Annotated in this window: 17 protein-coding genes; 11 read left to right on the top strand and 6 right to left on the bottom strand. The window is 72.1% G+C overall.

Translation table 11 applies throughout. From position 1 onward, the window contains the following. Nucleotides 1-230 precede the first annotated feature (230 nt). A complete protein-coding gene (locus LL648_RS11000; RefSeq protein ID WP_232662391.1) occupies nucleotides 231-2,738 on the bottom strand; it encodes a hypothetical protein in 2,508 nt (835 codons plus the stop codon). A 556-nt stretch (nucleotides 2,739-3,294) separates the two neighbouring features. Between LL648_RS11000 and LL648_RS11005 the strand changes: the two genes are divergently transcribed. The 7 genes from LL648_RS11005 (at nucleotide 3,295) to mutM (ending at nucleotide 8,849) form a co-directional block, all read left to right on the top strand. Then, nucleotides 3,295-4,584, top strand: coding sequence for a nucleotide-binding protein (locus LL648_RS11005; RefSeq protein WP_232662392.1), 1,290 nt, complete (start codon nucleotides 3,295-3,297; stop codon nucleotides 4,582-4,584). 11 nt (nucleotides 4,585-4,595) lie between these two features. Then, nucleotides 4,596-5,027 (top strand): hypothetical protein, encoded by a 432-nt coding sequence (locus LL648_RS11010; RefSeq protein ID WP_232662393.1) that lies wholly within the window; start codon nucleotides 4,596-4,598, stop codon nucleotides 5,025-5,027. Nucleotides 5,028-5,078: 51 nt separating this feature from the next. Beyond that, nucleotides 5,079-6,314 carry a MinD/ParA family ATP-binding protein gene (locus LL648_RS11015; protein WP_232662394.1) on the top strand — a complete coding sequence of 412 codons (1,236 nt, stop codon included), beginning with the start codon at nucleotides 5,079-5,081 and terminating at the stop codon, nucleotides 6,312-6,314. Nucleotides 6,315-6,344: 30 nt separating this feature from the next. Then, complete coding sequence (locus LL648_RS11020; protein ID WP_232662395.1) at nucleotides 6,345-6,929, top strand: YceD family protein; 585 nt, start codon at nucleotides 6,345-6,347, stop codon at nucleotides 6,927-6,929. A gap of 66 nt (nucleotides 6,930-6,995) precedes the next feature. Next, the gene (gene rpmF, locus LL648_RS11025; RefSeq protein WP_169398096.1) at nucleotides 6,996-7,178 is read left to right on the top strand and encodes a 50S ribosomal protein L32; all 183 of its coding nucleotides are present in this window, start codon (nucleotides 6,996-6,998) and stop codon (nucleotides 7,176-7,178) included. A gap of 26 nt (nucleotides 7,179-7,204) precedes the next feature. Then, complete coding sequence (rnc, locus tag LL648_RS11030) at nucleotides 7,205-7,957, top strand: ribonuclease III (protein ID WP_232662396.1); 753 nt, start codon at nucleotides 7,205-7,207, stop codon at nucleotides 7,955-7,957. A 10-nt stretch (nucleotides 7,958-7,967) separates the two neighbouring features. Then, nucleotides 7,968-8,849 (top strand): bifunctional DNA-formamidopyrimidine glycosylase/DNA-(apurinic or apyrimidinic site) lyase, encoded by an 882-nt coding sequence (gene mutM / locus LL648_RS11035; protein WP_232662397.1) that lies wholly within the window; start codon nucleotides 7,968-7,970, stop codon nucleotides 8,847-8,849. 78 nt (nucleotides 8,850-8,927) lie between these two features. Here the strand turns inward: mutM and LL648_RS11040 are convergent, their stop codons facing one another. The 4 genes from LL648_RS11040 to LL648_RS11055 form a co-directional block, all read right to left on the bottom strand. After that, on the bottom strand, nucleotides 8,928-9,581 hold the full coding sequence (locus LL648_RS11040; protein ID WP_232662398.1) for a response regulator transcription factor: 654 nt from the start codon (nucleotides 9,579-9,581) through the stop codon (nucleotides 8,928-8,930). Next, entirely contained in the window at nucleotides 9,578-10,783 is a 1,206-nt protein-coding gene (locus LL648_RS11045) for a sensor histidine kinase (protein ID WP_232662399.1), read from the bottom strand. The genes LL648_RS11040 and LL648_RS11045 overlap by 4 nt, the downstream gene beginning before the upstream one ends. Nucleotides 10,784-10,792: 9 nt before the next feature. Then, nucleotides 10,793-11,419 carry a DUF998 domain-containing protein gene (locus tag LL648_RS11050; RefSeq protein ID WP_232662400.1) on the bottom strand — a complete coding sequence of 209 codons (627 nt, stop codon included), beginning with the start codon at nucleotides 11,417-11,419 and terminating at the stop codon, nucleotides 10,793-10,795. Nucleotides 11,420-11,489: 70 nt separating this feature from the next. Further along, complete coding sequence (locus LL648_RS11055) at nucleotides 11,490-11,822, bottom strand: winged helix-turn-helix transcriptional regulator (protein WP_232662401.1); 333 nt, start codon at nucleotides 11,820-11,822, stop codon at nucleotides 11,490-11,492. 59 nt (nucleotides 11,823-11,881) lie between these two features. Here LL648_RS11055 and LL648_RS11060 point away from each other — a divergent pair, with 59 nt between their 5' ends. Both LL648_RS11060 and LL648_RS11065 read left to right on the top strand, forming a co-directional pair. After that, nucleotides 11,882-12,514: an NADPH-dependent F420 reductase gene (locus LL648_RS11060; RefSeq protein WP_232662402.1), complete on the top strand. Its 633-nt coding sequence runs from the start codon at nucleotides 11,882-11,884 to the stop codon at nucleotides 12,512-12,514. Between the two features lie 452 nt (nucleotides 12,515-12,966). Beyond that, a complete protein-coding gene (locus LL648_RS11065) occupies nucleotides 12,967-13,848 on the top strand; it encodes a hypothetical protein (protein ID WP_232662403.1) in 882 nt (293 codons plus the stop codon). A gap of 135 nt (nucleotides 13,849-13,983) precedes the next feature. On the opposite strand, the gene LL648_RS11070 is transcribed toward LL648_RS11065, so the two are convergent. Continuing rightward, nucleotides 13,984-15,018: a magnesium and cobalt transport protein CorA gene (locus LL648_RS11070; protein ID WP_232662404.1), complete on the bottom strand. Its 1,035-nt coding sequence runs from the start codon at nucleotides 15,016-15,018 to the stop codon at nucleotides 13,984-13,986. Between the two features lie 168 nt (nucleotides 15,019-15,186). Between LL648_RS11070 and LL648_RS11075 the strand changes: the two genes are divergently transcribed. Both LL648_RS11075 and LL648_RS11080 read left to right on the top strand, forming a co-directional pair. Next, on the top strand, nucleotides 15,187-15,507 hold the full coding sequence (locus LL648_RS11075; protein ID WP_232662405.1) for a PadR family transcriptional regulator: 321 nt from the start codon (nucleotides 15,187-15,189) through the stop codon (nucleotides 15,505-15,507). Further along, nucleotides 15,504-16,784 carry an HAAS signaling domain-containing protein gene (locus LL648_RS11080; protein ID WP_232662406.1) on the top strand — a complete coding sequence of 427 codons (1,281 nt, stop codon included), beginning with the start codon at nucleotides 15,504-15,506 and terminating at the stop codon, nucleotides 16,782-16,784. Before LL648_RS11075 ends, LL648_RS11080 begins: the two co-directional genes overlap by 4 nt. Nucleotides 16,785-16,960 lie beyond the last annotated feature (176 nt).

Raw genomic sequence — 16,960 nt, forward strand, 5'->3', positions numbered from 1 at the left:
GGGAGGGCAGGAAAGCCACTTTCCGGCCCTGTGGGGGCAGGAAAGTGGCTTTCCTGCCCTCGCGCGCGGGACGCGCGTCTCCCGGCCCCGAGGACCGCGGCCAAGGCCGGAGTGGGAGCGCAGACCCCCGTGACCACCCCGGAGGTGCGTGGCCCGCAAACGGCAGATGCCGGGCCCGAGGCGTTCAGAACGCCTCCGGCCCGGCATCAGCGGGTCAAACGTGGAGCGGCTCAGTCGTCGCCGCCACCGCCGCCGTTGTCGCCACCACCACCGTTGTCGCCGCCGCCGTTGTCGCCACCGCCGTCGCCGCCACGGTCGCCACCGCCGCCGTTGTCGCCGCCACGGTCACCGCCGTCGTCGTCGCCGCCACGGTCGCCGCCATCGTCGTCGTTGCCGCCGCCGTTGTCGCCACCCCAGCCGCCGTCGTCGTCCCCGCCGTGGTCGCCTCCGTTGTCGGAGTCGCCTCCGTCGTTGTCGTCGTTCCAGCCGCCGTCGTGGTCGCCGCCGTTGTCGTCGTCGCCGTCGTGGCCGCCACCCCAACGGTCGCCGCCGTCGTTGTCGTCGTCGCCACCGTTGTCGTGGTCGCCGCCCCAACGATCACCGTCGTCGTTGCCGTGGTCGTCGTTGCCGCCGCCCCAGCGGTCGCCGTCGTCGTTGTTGCCGCGGTCGTCGTTGTCGCCGCCGCCCCAACGGTCGTGGTCGTTGCCGCGGTCGTCGTTGTCGTTGTCGCCGCCGCCCCAGCGATCGTTGTCGCCGTGGTCGTCGTTGTCGCCGCGGTTGTTGTCGCCGTGGTCGTTGTCCCCGCCGCCGAGCCAGTCGCCGACGTCCTTGACCTTGTCCTTTATCCGCTGGCCCTTGCCGCTGGGCTTGTCGGAGTCATCGTCGCCCCCGCCCCAGCGGTCGCCGCCGTCGTTGTCGTTCCCGCCGCCGTTGTCGCCGCCGCCCCACGAGCCGTTGTCTCCCGAGTCGTCGGAGCCCTTCTGCTGCGACTTGTTCTTGGGGCTCGACCCGCCGTCGTTGTCGCCGCCACCGCCGAGCAGCGCACCGCCGACACCGCTGACGACGTCGCTGACGGGGTTGCCGCCCTTGTTGTCGCCCCCGTTGTCGCCCTTGCCGCCGCCGTCGTTGCCGCCCTTGTCGCCGCCGCCCTTGTTGCCGCCGCCGACCGCGTCGCCGATCGCGTCGACAGTGCCGCCGATGACACCGCCGCCGCCGTTCGACCCGTTGTCGCCGCCGCCGTTGTCGGCACGGTCGCCGAACCCGCCGGCCGCGATCGCCGAGGGCTTCTTCTCTTCGCTCGGCCCGGCGTTGCCACCATTGCTCTGCGGCGCCGCCGCGGGAGCCTCGCCGCCGCCCTGCGCGAGCGGCTGCTCGCTGCCGCCGCCATTGGTGCCGCCGCCGGTGCCGCCGCCGTTCTCACCGCCGCCGCTGCCGTCGGTGCTGCCGCCTTCCGAGCCGGGCTTGTGGCCGATCAGGGCCTGCACCTGCTCGACGACGGGGTCGTTGTCGGCCGTCACCTGCGGCAGCGGTGTGGCGATCGCCTGCTGGACACCGTCGCGGAGGTTCGTCAGCTCGCGGACGTTGTTGTCGCGCTGCTGCAGCCGGATCTCGCGCTGCTGCGCGAGGCTCTGCGAAGCGTCGGTCTGCACGCCGGTGCTCGGTGCCGCGCGCAGTGCCCGCTCGACGGCGTCGAGATGCGCCTGCGCGGTCGCGAGCTGCTTGGTGGCCTCCGGGAGCGACCGCAGCGCGGCCAGCTGGCCCTGGAGCGCAGCGCGCTGCTGCTCCAGCATCGCCTTCTGGTCGAGCAGCGCCTTGACCGCGGCGGGCGGCTCTCCGACGCGCTGGTCCTCCGGCAGCTGCAGCCAGCCCGCCTCGGTCTGCGCGACGACGTCGAGCTTCTTGTTGATCGCCGCCAGCACGACGTCGGCGCGGGTCGCCCACTGGTCGGTGTCGACGGCGAGGTCGCCGTTGTTGGGCTGGGCCGGCGCGGTGGTCTGCTGCACCGGGACGTTCGTCAGGACGACCCCCGAGCCGCCGGCGACGAGGCTCGCGATGGCGAGGCTCGCGACCGCACGGCGGCGGCGCAGCGCGCCGAGCCGCCTGCGCTGGCTCGGCCGCAGCGGCGCAACGCTGTCGGCGCCGTCGGTGCCATCGCCGCCCGTGGACTTCGACAGGCTGACCGTCGGCTGCGATGCCCAGCTCGCGGTCTCGCCGGACGGTGTCGCCTCGGACGATGTTGCCCCGGACGGTGTTGCCCCGGACCCGGCAGCGACCGGCACCGGCGTCCGCTTCTCGAGCAGCCGCGGCGCGCGCCTCGCCGGCGCCGGCGCTGCAGGAGCGGGCTGCCGGCGGATCGGCGTGGTCGCGCCGTCCTCGGCGGGCACCGCCTTCGCGGCAGCCTTCTTCGACGTCTTGTTGCCGTCGTCGACGGGCTTCGAGAGCCGGACCGTCTCGCCGTCGCTGCTCGCGGCAGCGGGCTTGAGCCTGATCGTCGGGGTATCGAGCTCGGGCTCGCTCTGCGAAGCGGCCACAGTCGGTTCGGCAGGCACAGCCGGTTCAGCCGGCGCCTTCACCTCGACGGTGGGCGCCGTGGGCTCGACCCGTGCCACGGACCGTTGCTTGCGTGCTGCGGCGCGGTGAGCCGCAGTGCAGTACAGTCGCTTCGGCCCACCGGCCTCCGGCTGCTCGATGATCGCGTCGCAACCCGGTAGGGCGCAGCGCTCCACCTCGTCGGTCATGTTCCCCCCTTGGGCAGGCCACCGGTCCGGTCCTGAGGTCGGCCCCCCGGTCGGTGGTCTGTCTCATGGCTTTCTGTTGCGTGCCGAACACGCCTGGTCAGGACGCGTCCGTCGAGTGGTCGGCACGCTCGCTCCGCCGCTCGCTCGACGTTGCACAATGTAGCGCACCATTCCCGATCGGGCGTATCGGGAGAAAGCGGTTTGGGTGTCTTCGTCACCACTTGGTGAACGGACGGTGACCCAACTGAATGCGCAGTGTCGCCGCGCCCCCGGACTCCCGCCTGACCAGGCGAGATATGTGCAGCAGCAATCTGTTGAAACGCACTGGTCAGAACTCTGGTCGGAGCGACGGCGACGCAGCCCGACGGCCCGCGTTGTGGACCGCGAGCCCCTGTGACGTGCCCCGCCGGCCCCGGCGTGCGTAGGATCTGACCCGCAGCGATGATCAGCGCGAGATCAGCGCGGTTGCGCAATCGTTCCGGATCGCGGCCGGCCGAAACCTTGGGGGTGGCCGCCGCGGCTGTGTGGGTGGGGAGACATGCCGAAGCGAGCCTTCGTGTCATCGGAGACCGGGACACCGCCGGAAGCAGAGGTGCCCGAAGCGCCCGAAGCTGTGCCCGAGACCTCACCCGAGGTCGAGGAAGCCGCGTCGGAGGCGTCGACGCCCGACGGCACCGGTGCGGCCGGTGCCGAAGCTCCTGCCGAGGCCCCTGTCGTTGAAGAGGCCAGTGTCGTTGAAGAGGCCACTGCCGAGCCGGTTGCGGCACCGGTCCCCGAAGCCGCCGCGGTGCCGCTGACGAAGGCCCAGCCGGCGCCGCCGTCCGAGCCGTCGCTGCCGTCGCTGCTGCCGCCTGCGCCCCGACCTGAGCCGCGGCTGCCCACGCTTGCGCCACCGGAGCAGTACGAGTCGACGGGCCCGTCCTCGGAGCTCACCGACTACACGATCGTGCGCAGGCGCCCCGACGTACCCGGCGAGGGCTGGCGGCGGGTGGTCTACAAGCTCAGCGGCGGCACGATCAACCCCGGGCTCAGCCCGGCCGAGAAGCGCCGCAAGGACCAGGTGCAGCGCGCGCGGCGGCCGTTGCCGAGCCCGCACCACGTCGCCGTGCTTTCCCTGAAGGGCGGGGTCGGCAAGACGACGGTCTCGGCCGTGATGGGGCTGCTGCTCGCCGAGTACCGCGGCGACCGCGTGGTGGCGCTCGACGCCAACCCCGATGCCGGGACGCTCGCCGACCGCCTCACCGGCGAGTCGGAGGTGACGGTCCGCAACCTGATCGAGAACATCGGTGGGATCGGCGCACTGCCCGACGTCGCCCGCTACACGAGCCTCGCCGGCCGGCTCCAGGTCGTGGCGTCGGAGCAGGACCCCGCCATGAGCGAGGCGTTCACCCGCGCCGAGTACGAGCAGGTGTGCACCGTGCTGCGGCGCTTCTACAACATCGTGATCACCGACTCGGGCACCGGGCTCGTGCACTCGGCGATGGACGGCACGCTGGCGCTCGCGCACAGCATCGTCGTGGTCGGCTCGCTCACCGTCGACGGCGCGAGCCGCGCGAGCAAGACGCTCGACTGGCTGGTCGCACACGGGTTCCGCGAGGCCGTCGCGCGCGCCGTCGTGGTGCTCTCCCGCGACCGCACCAGCAAGGAGATCGACGCGAACCGGCTGAAGGCGCACTTCGCCGAGCGCTGCCGGGCCGTCGTGGAGATCCCGCCCGACGAGCACCTCGCCACCGGCGGTCGGATCGCGCTCTCGTCGCTGCGCACGCCGACCACCGACGCGTTCCTCGAGCTGGTCGCGCTCGTCGCCGACGAGTTCGGCTCGGAGCCCCCGGCGAGGCTCGTGTGAAGGCTTCCACCATGGCCGGACGCCCCGCCGTCCTCCCTGCCGTCGTCACTGCCGTCCTTGCAGCCGCGGCGCTGCTCGTTGCGGGGTGCACGTCGAGCGTCTCCGGCACCCCCGAGACGACCGGCGGCGCGCCTGCGACCTCGGCCCAACGCACGACGTCGAACGCGGCCCCGGGCAAGAAGTGCACGGTGTCCGTTGGTAGCGGGGTCATCAGCATGTCGGGCAACGGGGGGCGGGCGTCCACCAAGAACGGCCAGTCGTCCTTCTCGTGCGGGAACGGCCCGCTCATCGCGGTGGGGCCGATCGACGCGAACGGGGTGACGCTCACGGTCGACTCGACACCCGTCCCGATCGCGGTCGGCTCGTCGGCGACCGTCGGCCCGTACGACGTCAGCCTGCAGAGCATCGAGAACGGCGTCGCGAAGCTCACCGTCGCGACCTGAGCCGCACCACCGGGCGGCTGGTCGCGGCCCGTGACCAAGGAGAGAGGTGCCGTGAGCGGCGAGGACAACACCGACCCGCGTGGCGTGCCGAACCGGGCGTCCCGCCGGGCCCGCGCGGCCGAGCTGGCCGCGCGCCGGGCTGCGCAGGCCGAGGCGGGGACCCCGCCGGAGCCGGCCCAGCCCGAATCGGACCCCCAGGAGTCGATTCAGGAGTCGATGCAGCCGTCGTATCCGGCATACCCTGCTCAGGCTGGGTTTTCCGGGGAGGTGGCCATGCCCGTGCATCCCGATCAGTCGGCCGGTTCTGGCCGCTGGCCCGCGCCCGACTCGTCGACGGCGGCGGAGCTCACCGAGGACGCGATCATCCGCTTCCGCAGCGACCGCCCGCGTTCCGGCTGGCGCCGCGCGCTCTACATGGCGACCGGCGGGCTGGTGAACCCCGGCATCGGGGCCGCCGAGTCGGCCCGCCAGGACCAGCTGCGGCGCATGCGCCGCCAGCTGCCCGGCTCGCACCAGATCGCGGTGAGCTCGATCAAGGGCGGGGTCGGCAAGACGACGGTCTCGGCGTGCCTCGGGCTCGTCCTCGCGGAGAACCGTGGCGACCGCGTGATCGCGCTCGACGCCAACCCGAACGCCGGGACGCTGGCCGACCGGTTGACGGCGGAGACCTCGCTGACGGTCCGCAACCTCATCGAGAACCTGGAGAACACCCGCTCGCTGACCGACGTCGCCCGGTACACGAGCCTCGCGGGCCGGCTGCAGGTGCTGGCCTCGGAGCAGGACCCGGCGATGAGCGAGGCCTTCAACCGCGAGGAGTACGAGCGGGTCTGCGAGGTGCTGACCCGCTTCTACAACATCGTGATCACGGATTCGGGCACCGGCCTGGTGCATTCGGCGATGGAGGGCACGCTCGCGCTCGCCGACAGCCTCGTGATCGTCGGCACCCCGACCGTCGACGGTGCGAGCCGCGCGAGCAAGACGCTCGACTGGCTGATCGCGCACGGCCACGCCGACGGTGTCGCCGACGCCGTCGTGGTGCTGAGCTGCGACCGCACCAGCCGCTCGGTCGACAGGGCGCTCGTGCGCAGCCACTTCGAGGCGCGCTGCCGCGCGGTCGTCGAGCTGCCGTTCGATCCGCACCTCGCCGCGGGCGGCCGGATCGACCTCGCGCAGCTCAAGCAGCCGACGCACGATTCGCTGCTGGAGCTGGCCGCCCACCTCGCTGACGCGTTCGCGGCACCGATGCGCCCACCACTTCGGCCCGGCCCCGTGCCGAGCCTCGGCTGACGATTTCCGAGAGCGCCTACCCTGGATGTCGTGAGCACGAAGAACGCATCGCCGGATCCCGCCAGCCCGTGGGTGTTCAACACCCGTGAGCTCGGCAGGCGTCCCGGCACCATGCGCAGCTACCAGCGCAGCGTCCCCGCACCGGCGGACGGCCTCGGGCTGGAGACGATCGGTGTGGTGGCCGGCTCGCCGGTCGAGCTGGAGGTCCGGCTGGAGTCGGTCACCGAGGGCGTCTACGTCTCCGGCACGGCGCACGCCGCCGTCGAGGGCGAGTGCGCGCGCTGCCTCGACCCGCTGTCCGACGAAGTGAACGTCGACATCCAGGAACTGTTCGCCTACCCCGACAGCGTCACCGACGAGACCACCGACGAGGACGAGCTGCCCAGGGTCGTCGACGACCTGGTCGACGTGGAGCAGACCGTGCGCGACGCAATCGTGCTGGCGCTCCCGCTCGCCCCTTTGTGCGGTCCCGACTGCCGCGGGCTGTGCCCCGAATGCGGTGAGAAGTGGGCTGTTCTCGCGCCGGACCACGGGCATGAGACACTGGATCCTCGATGGGCCGCTCTGCGCGAACGTGCAGCATCGACCGGCCCGTCCGCGAATGAGACACCCTGAACGACCCCTGTAAGAAACTGTGCTGTGTGACCGTCCCGGTCACCGATATCTGCTAGGAGATCAACCGTGGCTGTCCCGAAGCGCCGGATGTCGCGGTCGAACACGCGCTCACGTCGGTCGCAGTGGAAGGCCACTGCTCCCACGCTCGTCGCCTGCTCGAACCGTGCTTGCCGGGCCACCAAGCCGCCGCACGTCGCCTGCCCCACCTGCGGCACGTACGACGGCCGCCAGGTCGTTTCCCCCGCCTGATATCTGCGGAGTGAACCGGCTCGAGGATGGCGGAGCGAGGAGCGTCGGGGCCCGTGGATGATCGCGGGCCCCTTCTGAAGTCACTGGGCGTCGACGTCGACGAAGAGTTGCTGACGCTTGCGCTGACCCACCGGTCGTACGCCTACGAGAACGGTGGGCTGCCGACGAACGAGCGGTTGGAGTTCCTCGGCGATTCGGTGCTCAGCATCGTCGTCACCGAACGGCTCTACCGCGAGCATCCCGACCTTCCGGAGGGGCAGCTCGCGAAGCTGCGCGCGAGCGTCGTCAACATGCACGCGCTGGCCGGTGTGGCCAGCACGCTGGGCGTCGACGGGCTGGGCGCGTTCCTGTACCTCGGCCGCGGCGAGGAGATGACCGGCGGCCGGACCAAGGCGAGCATCCTGGCCGACGCCACCGAAGCGTTGATCGGCGCGGTCTATCTGCAGCACGGCCTGGAGATCGCGCGCGGGCTGGTGCACCGCTGGTTCGACGACCTGCTGGTGGGCGCGCCGCTGCTGGGCGCCGGCCTCGACTGGAAGACGAGCCTTCAGGAGCTGACCGCCTCCGGCGACCTCGGCGTCCCCGAGTACAAGATCACCGAGGACGGTCCGGACCACCTCAAGATCTTCACGGCCACCGCCGTCGTCAGCGGCCGTGAGCTCGGCTCCGGCGAGGGTCGCACCAAGAAGGAAGCTGAGCAGAAGGCCGCCGAGCTCGCGTGGCGCGCGCTCACGGCGGAGGCGGCGTCGGGCAGTACCGACGAGCCCACTTCTTCATAGTGGAGCTGTAGTGCCGGAGCTTCCCGAGGTCGAGGTCGTCCGGCGAGGGCTCGCCGGGCACGTGGTCGACCGCAAGATCACCCACGTCGCCGTCGAGCATCCGCGGGCCGTGCGCAGGCACGTCGAGGGCGGCGCCGACTTCGCCGCGCGGCTCGACGGTCGCACGATCACGGCGGCCCGTCGGCGCGGCAAGTACCTGTGGCTGGAGCTCGACGGCGGTGAGCCGGGCGACGACTCCGTGCTCGCACACCTCGGCATGAGCGGGCAGATGCTCATCGCCACCGCCGACCGGCCCGTCGAGAAGCACCTGCGGATCCGGTTCCGTTTTGCCGACGACGGGCCCGAGCTGAGGTTCGTCGACCAGCGCACGTTCGGTGGTCTGTCAGTGCACCCGCTGGTGCCGGCCGTCGGCGGCGGGCTGCTGCCCGAACCGGTGGCGCACATCGCCCGCGACCCGATGGACCCGGCGTTCGACCTCGACGCCGCCGTCGCGGCGATCCGGCGCCGCCGCACCGGCCTCAAGCGCGCGCTGCTCGACCAGACCGTCGTCTCCGGCATCGGCAACATCTACGCCGACGAGGCCCTGTGGCGGGCGAAGCTGCACTGGGCCCGGCCGACCGAGGCGCTGACCCGCAAGCAGGGCCGCGAGGTGCTCACCGCGGCCACCGACGTGATGAACGCCGCGCTCGCCGCGGGCGGCACGTCGTTCGACACGCTGTACGTCGACGTCAACGGGGCGTCGGGGTACTTCGACCGCTCGCTCGACGCCTACGGGCAGGCCGAGCGACCCTGCCGGCGCTGCGGCACCCCGATCCGCCGCGACCCCTTCATGAACCGCAGCTCCTACAGCTGCCCCCGCTGCCAACCGCGGCCGCGCAACCCGCACCCGTAACCCCAACTTCCCCACCGTTTTGGGTGGATGCGCGCCAAATTCGCGCGCATGTGCCCAAAACGGTGGGGAAGTTGTTGGTCAGGTGGGGGAGCCACGCAGGTACGCCAGCACCGCGAGCACCCTGCGGTGGTCGGTCGGGGCGGGCGGCAGGTCGAGCTTGTCGAAGAGGCTGCGGATGTGCTTCGCGACCGTCGCCTCGGTGACGACGAGCTGCTCCGCGATCGCGACGTTGGACCGGCCCTGCGCCATCAGCCCGAGCGTCTCCAGCTCCCGGCTGCTGAGCCGCGAGAGCGGGTCGCGGCGCGCGGCGAGGAGCCGCTGCACCACCTCGGGGTCGATGACCGTGCCACCCGCCATCACGTCGCGCAGCGCCCCGACGAGCGCCCGCACGTCGGCGACCCGGTCCTTCAGCAAGTAGCCGACCCCGCCGCGACCGTCGGCGAGCAGCTCGGCGGCGTAGGTGTGCTCGACGTACTGGCTGAGCACCAGCACCGGGAGTCCCGGTCGCTGCGCACGCAGCTCGATCGCCGCGCGCAGGCCCTCGTGCTGGAACGACGGCGGCATCCGGACGTCGGTGAGCACGGCGTCGGGCCTGTGATCGGCCACGGCGGCGAGCAGCTCGCGGGCGTCGCCTGCCGTGGCCGGCACCCGGAAGCCGAAACGTTCCAGCATCCCGACGAGCCCCTCGCGCAGCAGCGCGTTGTCCTCGCCGATCACGACCGTCCCGGTCATCGCACAGGCAATTCGGCGCGCACGACGGTCGGACCGCCCGGCGGGCTGGAGAGGGTCAGGCGCCCGCCGAGCGCGGCGACGCGGTCGCCGAGGCCGGTCAGCCCGGTGCCGTGGTCGGGGGACGCACCGCCCGTCCCGGCGTCGCGGACCGTCACGACGAGCGTGCCGCCCTCGACGGCCGCGTGGATGTCGACGGACGCGGCGCCGCTGTGCTTGACGGCGTTGACCACGGCTTCGTTGATCACGAAGTAGGCCGCCGACTCGATCTCGGCCGAGAGCCGTTCGGGCAGGTCGACCGCGGTGGTGAGGGGGAGCGCGCAGCGTTCGGCGATCAGTCCGACGGCGGCCGGCAGCCCGCCGTCGGCGAGCGCGGGCGGATGGATCGCGTTGATCAGCCCGTGCAGCTCGGTGATCGTCCGGGTGGCCAGCGTGTGTGCTTGGTCGACGAGCTCGGCGGCGCCGCGGTGCGGCGTGTCCTCCAGCTCGATGCGGGCCATGTCGAGTGTCATCGCGAGCGTGACGAGCTGCTGCTGCGCGCCGTCGTGCAGGTCGCGCTCGATGCGGCGGCGCTCCACGTCGAAGGCGTTGACCAGGCGCAGGCGCGAGCGCGCGAGGTCGGTCACCTGGCTCCGCAGCGCGTTGCCGTGCGGTCCGAGCAGCAGCCGGTCGACCAGCGCGTGCAGCTCGGCGAGCAGGACGGCGGCGTAGCACCCGATCACCAGCAGCACGAGCCCGGCGAGCGTCGCGAGCCACGCCTCGGGCATCGTCGTGATCGTCACCGGCCCCACGACGGCCGGCTCCGTCCCGATCAGCAGCGGCGCGCAGACGAGCACGACCGACACGAGCCACCCGCCGAGCACAACGGCGTCGAGCGGCAGCAACACCGTGCCCGCCAGCAAGTGCGCGACCTCCAGCCACGTCGGCCGTTCGCGCAGCCGTTCCCCGAACCGGCCGCCGGGCGGGTGCGGGTCGGCCACCGGCGGCCGGCCCAGCAGGACGACGAGCTTGCGGCGCACCGCGCTCGTCGCGACGGCCGCGACGACGCAGCCGGCGAGCATGGCCACGCCGACGGCGGGGTTGCGGGTCGTCGCGATCACACCGAGCGCGGCGACGCCAGGCAGCGGCATGCAGGCGGCGATGTAGGCCGCCGACCGCCACGGCCGCGCCGAGAGCGGGATCCGCAGCCCCGTCTGCAGAACCATCAGCCGATCCTATGGTGCGACCCGAGCGCGTCGGGCCAGCAGCACACCACCGGCGAGCAGGATCCACAGCGGGAGGGCGAAGGCTGTGACCCTCTCCATCCCGCCCATCCCCAGTCCCAGGTAGACGCCCCCGAAGTGCAGCAACATCGCCAGGAAGCCGGCGATCCCCAGCGCGACCGCGATGGGCCGGGCGACGCCGAGCGCGGACCGGGCGAGCCCGAGCAGGACCAACCCCGCGTTCCCGCAAGCGAAGATGATCACTGCGCCGAGCACGTGCAGGTTCTCGTCGACGTCGGCGGGGAAGAGGCCGACGAGCACCCACGCGGCACCGGTGATCGCGAGCAGCACTGCGCCGACGTGCCCGCGCTTCCCGACGGCGACGGCTTCGGCGGTCAGCGCCGCACCGGCGATGATGCAGATGCCGCCGACGATGAACGACGCGTTCATCAGATCGTGCAGCGGGGAACAGATGTATCGGCCGTCCGGCGGGGTGGCGCAGGTGACCTGGCCGAGGTCGCTGATGTTGTTGTGCAGCCAGCTGTACGGGCGGGCCCAGGCCCGCTCGACGATCACGTGGAGCAGGAAGAACTGCGCGGCCCCGATGATCCAGACGGCGGCGCCGGTGCGTGTGGTCATCGCTTCATGATCGAAGCAGGCGGGCCGCGGCAGCAGCCCGCCAGCGCTGAACCCGGTGGTAGCGGTAGCGCTACCGGTGCGCCCAGTCCGTGATGGTGGCGAGCACACCCACCAGCTCGCGGCCGCGTTCGGTGAGGCGGTACTCCACGGCGGGTGGCACCGTCGGCGTGACGGTGCGTGCGACCACGCCGTCGTCCTCGAGGTGGCGAAGGGTCTCGGTGAGCACCTTGCGGCGGGCTCCCGGCAACGCGCGGGCTAGCTCACCGGAGCGCCGCGGACCCGCGGCCAGCTCCTTCAGCACGACTCCGACCCAGCGGCTGCCGAGCCGGGCGAGCACCTGGTTGGTGGGGCAGGCGGCAACCGCCGCTGCGTGCGCGGAACGTTCCGCGTCGGAGATGGGCACGGTAGGCACCTCGAAGTGCGTACTTCTGCGTCGACGCCACCGACCCTAACGTCCGCGCCATGCACACCACGTCGATCATCGGTTCGGGCGCTGTGGCCGCGGCGCTGGCCGGCCGGCTCGCCGCCACCGGACATCGGGTTGTCGTCGGCACCCGGTCGCTGGAACGGGCCCACGACCTGCCGGCCGAGGTCACCGACATCGCGACGGCGGCCGCGGCGGCCCCGATCGTCGTGAGCGCGCTCCCGGGAGCGGTTGCCGTCGACGTGCTGGCTCCGCTGCGCGAGGAGCTTGCCGGGCGGACGCTCGTCGACGTCGGCAACGCCGTGCGGACCGGCCCCGACGGGTTCGCGAGCGAGCTGCGCTACCCGGGCGGGAGCCTCGCGGCCCGGCTGCAGGAGGCGCTGCCGGCCACGCGGGTCGTGAAGGCGCTGAACACGCTCGGCCCGCCGTCGATGATGGTGGACCCGCCGGCCGCCGCGTCGACCTTCCTCTGCGGCGACGACGGCAGCGCCAAGGCCGAGGTGACCACGTGGCTCGCCGACCTCGGGTGGAGCCCGCGGCAGGTGATCGACCTCGGCGGCGTCGCGACGGCGTGGTGGCCGGAGTCGTTCGTGATGATGGTGCGGCCGCTCGTCGCGGCGCTGGGGCCGGTGCCGTTCGCGCTCGCGGTGGTGACGGCGGCTCCGCAGTGACTGCGGGCCACTTACCTTCCCCGCGCGAACGGCACTTTCGGGCCAACCTATCGTTCGAAAGTGCCGTTCACGCAGCTCACACCGGGTGGGGAGGGCCGGAACGCACACATCCCGCTCACCGCGGCCCGGGCCGGGCCGCGGGGGCCTCCGTCCGGAGATGGGTGCGGGACGCACACGTTGCCGGGAAAGCCACGTTCCCGGCCCCACACGGCGGGAAAGTGGCTTTCCAGACACTCTCGACCCGCCCGTCGACCGGTGGCCGCCCGACGCCGTCGGGGTCCGGGCCTGCCGCCCGCACATTCGAGCCGTGCCGGGCACGGATTCACTTTCCGCGTGGCGGTCCGGAGCGCCGTGGCTGACTTTCCTGGCAACGCGTGCGTTGCGGGGGCGGTCGGGCCGCGCTGCTAGATTTCGCGGGAAAGCACTCTTTTCAGATGCGAGAGGTGTCCTCGATGTCCACCCCGGGACAGTTCCCGCCGCCCTACCCGCAGCAGCTGCAGTTCCCCCAACAGCAATACCCGCAGCCCCAGTACCCGCCCCAGCAGTACCCGCCCCAGCAGCAGTACCCGCCCCAGCAGCAGTACCCGCCCCAGCCGTACCCGCAGCAGCAGTTCGGCTCGGGCGGATTCGGGATGCCGCAGTCGCAGTGGGGCGCGCCGGCGCCGGTGCCGCCGCCCAGAAGGCGCGGCAAGCTCGCGCTCTGGATCGCGCTGCCCTTGGTGCTCGTGCTGGGCGTGGTGGCGACGGTCGTGGTGGTCAACTGGGAGGTGATCACCGACCGGCGGACGGTCAACAACGTGGTCGCGGCCACGTCCTACCAGGTGCCCTATTCGAGCTGGAAGCTCGATGAGGAACCGCTCGACCTCCTGGACGCGACGTGGACCGGCATCGCCCAGTACGGGTTCTACTCGTGCACGGGCAGCGGCCCGCCGAACCTCGTCTCCGGGACGATCGCGAGCACGGCCTACCCGCGCAGCGGCGAGTTCGGGACGCCCGAGGCGGCGATCGAAGCGATCCACCCGACCCTCGTGACGGCCATGGGGGACAGCCTCGCCGACGTCCAGCCGGGTCCGGTGCAGCCGATGCAGCTGGACAGCGGGGTGCGAGGGGCTCGGATCGACGTGCGGTACGGCGGGATCTTCGGCGTGTGCGGGCCGGAGCCGATCCCGTCGACGCTCACGGTCATGGCCTTCCCGGCCACCGGCCCGACCGGCACGCCCGTGATGACGATGATCTACACGGTGTACGACGACGTCCAGGTCAAGGGCGCGCCGCCGCTCGTGCCGCCGGACCAGCGAGACGCGATCCTCCAGTCCATCCAGGTAACTCCCTAGCGCTCCCGACGGCTTCCGGGGGAGGGCAGGAAAGCCACTTTCCGGCCCTCACGGGGCAGGAAAGTGGCTTTCCTGCCCTCGCGTGCCCCGGCCTCGGCCACCACCGCCTGCGGAGCGGGCAGCGCCGCGCTGCGCCTACAGCCACCCCTTCTTCTTGAAGATCGTGTAGAGCACGAGGCTGCCGATCACCATGAGCGACACGGCCATGGGGTAGCCGAGCGGCCACGCGAGCTCGGGCATGAAGTTGAAGTTCATGCCGTAGATCCCGGCGATGAGGGTCGGGGCGAACAGGATCGCCGCCCACGATGAGATGCGCTTGACCTGCTCGTTCTGGTCGTAGCTGGCCTCGGACAGGCGCGTTATCTCCTCGTTCTGGCGCTGCGCGACGAGCGCCGCGTTCACCGTGAGGATGTTCGCGAGCAGCTGGCGGAAGCCCTCGGTGCGCTCCAGCACGCGGGTCGAGTGGTCGGCGACGTCCCGCAGCGCCCTGCGCAGCTCGAGGTCGCCCTCGCTGGCCCGTTCCTTGAGCCGTTCGCGCAGGTCGCCGAAGACCTGCTCCAGCGGCTCGACGGCGCGCTGGAACTCGATCACCTCGCGGCTGAGGGTGTAGATGCGCTTCGAGACGCCCGGGTCGCCGCCGAAGACCTGCACCTCGATCTCGTCGATGTCGTCCTGCAGGCCGTCGAGCACCGGTCCGTAGTCGTCGACGACCTTGTCCATGACGGCGTAGAGGACGGCGTACGGGCCGTTGTCGAGCAGGGCCGGGTCGTCCTCCAGCCGGTGGCGCACCGCGCCGAGGTCGGGTTCCTCGGCGTGCCGGACCGTGATGACGAAGTCGGGCCCGATGAACAGGTGGATCTCACCGATCTCGACGACCTCGACCGGGTCGACGTAGCGGGCCGGGCGCAGCACGACGAACAGCAGGTCGCCGTAGCGTTCGATCTTCGGGCGCTGGTGGGCGGTGACCGTGTCCTCGACGGCGAGGTTGTGCAGCCCGAACTCCTCCGCGACCGCCTGGATCTCCGCCTTCGACGGGCGCAGCAGCCCGATCCAGCAGAAGCTCGGGCCCTGGTCGGAACATTTGCGCAGCTCTTCGAAGGTCTGATCCAACGAATCCGGTACGACGACCCGCCGCCCATTGGTGTAGATGGCGTTGTCGACAACCGGCATTCGGCGCTCCTCGCGAGACGTACCACCCGACGGTCAGGAGCGTATCCGCCAGGCCCGGCGGCGCTGACCCGGACGGGTGACCAGCGCCGGTACTCCGAACCGTGCAACGGTTTTTGTAGTACCGCGCAATGCGTAGTACTGTGCGCCGCACAGGGAGAGGAGTCCGGGTTGGATACGAGCCAGCTGCTCAAGGGGGTGCTCGACCTCGCCGTGCTCGCGGTGCTCGACCGCGGCGACGGCTACGGGTACGAGGTAGTCAGGGGGCTGCGCGCGGCCGGGCTCAACGAGGTCGGCGACGCGTCGGTCTACGGGACGCTGCGCAGGCTCTACAACGCCGGGTTGCTCACCTCGTACGTCGTGCCGAGCGACGAGGGCCCGCACCGCAAGTACTACAGCATGAACGCCCCGGGCAAGGCCCGGCTGCGCGAGACGTCCGAGCAGTGGCTGGCGTTCGCGAAGACGATGGAGAGCCTGGTGAAAGTGGCATGAGCGACCAGGAGAAGAAGCAAGAGAGCGCCGGTCCGACAGCTGCGAAGGGCGAGGAAGCTGTGCCCACCACCATGCCCATCACCGAGGCCCCCACCGTCAAGGTCGCGCGTCCCGCCGTCGAGGATTACCTCGCCGGGATCCGCGGCGAGCTGGCGGACCTGCCGGCGACCGAGGTCTCGGAGATCCTCGACGACGTCGGGGCGCACCTCTCCGAGCTGGCCGCCGAGCTGGGCGAGGGGGCTGACACCGCGGCGCTGACCGCCCGACTCGGCTCGCCGTCGGCGTACGCGGCGGAGTTGCGTGCCGCGGCGGGCTACCCGCCGAAGCCGGCGGCGCAGGCCGCGCCGGCGTCCAGCACCCCTGCGCGGCTCGCGCTCATCGGGCTGCTTGTCTCGACGGTCGGGATGACCCTCGGCACGCTGGCGTTCGAGCCCGCGTTCGTGCTGCTCTGCGCGCTGGCGGTGCTGCTCGCGGTCCCGCTGCTCACGCGGGACGGGCCGCGGGTGCCCTCCGTCGCGGCGCTGCCCGCGGTGCAGAACTTCCTGAACGCCCGCCCGAAGGTGGGTAGCACCTGGCGCAGCTCCACCGACTTCGTCGCCAGCCTGCAGCCGGCGTGGTGGCTGCTCAGGGCGTTCGTCGCCGCCGGGCTCGTGTTCGCGGTGTTCGGGACCAGCACCGGGCTGACCGCGGTGCTGCTGCTCTTCCTCGTCGTGGCGCCGGTCTCGGTGCTGCTGGGCTTCGCCAGCCGCCGCGACCGGCGCTGGCTGTGGGCCGTCGTGCCGTTGAACGGGGTGGCGGCGGCCGCGATGCTGCTGGTCGCCGGCAGCGGGCTGGCTTCCCCGGTGCAGGAGTACTCCTCGCCGGCGTCGTACTCGCAGCCCGGCCTGTGGCTCGACGGAGCCCGGGAGATCGAGGACATCCGCCCTGTCGACGCGCAGGGCCAGCCGCTGAGCGACATCTACCTCTTCGACCAGAACGGGCAGGCGATCGACGTCTCCTCTCAGCGGTGCTACGAGGACGGCCGCTCCTCGTACGCGCCGTCGGTGGCGCCCCGCCCCTACCCACGGGGCACGTCGCAGTTCGATCCCACCACCGGCGAGTGCCGGCACGTCCCACCTGCGCCGCTGGTCGTCGCGGTCCCGCAACCGACTGCGCAGCCGACGGCGACCCCGATGACGGCACCCCCGTCCATGTCGGTCGCTCCGCAGCCGACGACGGCGCCCCCGGCGTCGGGGCCCCCGGTGACCACCGTGAAGCCGCCCCCGACGACGGGCTGAGACCTGGCCTGTCCCCCGCACCGTGACGTGGGGGCGTCACGGTGCGCGGGGCAGGTCCGCTGCGGTCCGTGCCGGCGGGAAGGGGCCGCCGGCACGGACCGGGTTCACCGGCCAGGGTGACGTCGGCCGGAGTTCGCCTGCCGGGTGACGCCGGGCCGTTGTGATCGCCTATCGCG

This window comes from Pseudonocardia sp. TRM90224 (assembly GCF_021245725.1).
GTDB lineage: Bacteria > Actinomycetota > Actinomycetes > Mycobacteriales > Pseudonocardiaceae > Pseudonocardia.

Excerpts from the sequence above, each read along its gene's own strand:
- LL648_RS11000 (WP_232662391.1), bottom strand. The coding sequence starts at position 2,738 with ATGACCGACGAGGTGGAGCGCTGCGCCCTACCGGGTTGCGACGCGATC.
- LL648_RS11010 (WP_232662393.1), top strand. The coding sequence starts at position 4,596 with ATGGCCGGACGCCCCGCCGTCCTCCCTGCCGTCGTCACTGCCGTCCTT.
- rnc (WP_232662396.1), top strand. The coding sequence starts at position 7,205 with ATGGCGGAGCGAGGAGCGTCGGGGCCCGTGGATGATCGCGGGCCCCTT.
- LL648_RS11040 (WP_232662398.1), bottom strand. The coding sequence starts at position 9,581 with ATGACCGGGACGGTCGTGATCGGCGAGGACAACGCGCTGCTGCGCGAG.
- LL648_RS11045 (WP_232662399.1), bottom strand. The coding sequence starts at position 10,783 with ATGGTTCTGCAGACGGGGCTGCGGATCCCGCTCTCGGCGCGGCCGTGG.
- LL648_RS11050 (WP_232662400.1), bottom strand. The coding sequence starts at position 11,419 with ATGACCACACGCACCGGCGCCGCCGTCTGGATCATCGGGGCCGCGCAG.
- LL648_RS11060 (WP_232662402.1), top strand. The coding sequence starts at position 11,882 with ATGCACACCACGTCGATCATCGGTTCGGGCGCTGTGGCCGCGGCGCTG.
- LL648_RS11065 (WP_232662403.1), top strand. The coding sequence starts at position 12,967 with ATGTCCACCCCGGGACAGTTCCCGCCGCCCTACCCGCAGCAGCTGCAG.
- LL648_RS11070 (WP_232662404.1), bottom strand. The coding sequence starts at position 15,018 with ATGCCGGTTGTCGACAACGCCATCTACACCAATGGGCGGCGGGTCGTC.
- LL648_RS11080 (WP_232662406.1), top strand. The coding sequence starts at position 15,504 with ATGAGCGACCAGGAGAAGAAGCAAGAGAGCGCCGGTCCGACAGCTGCG.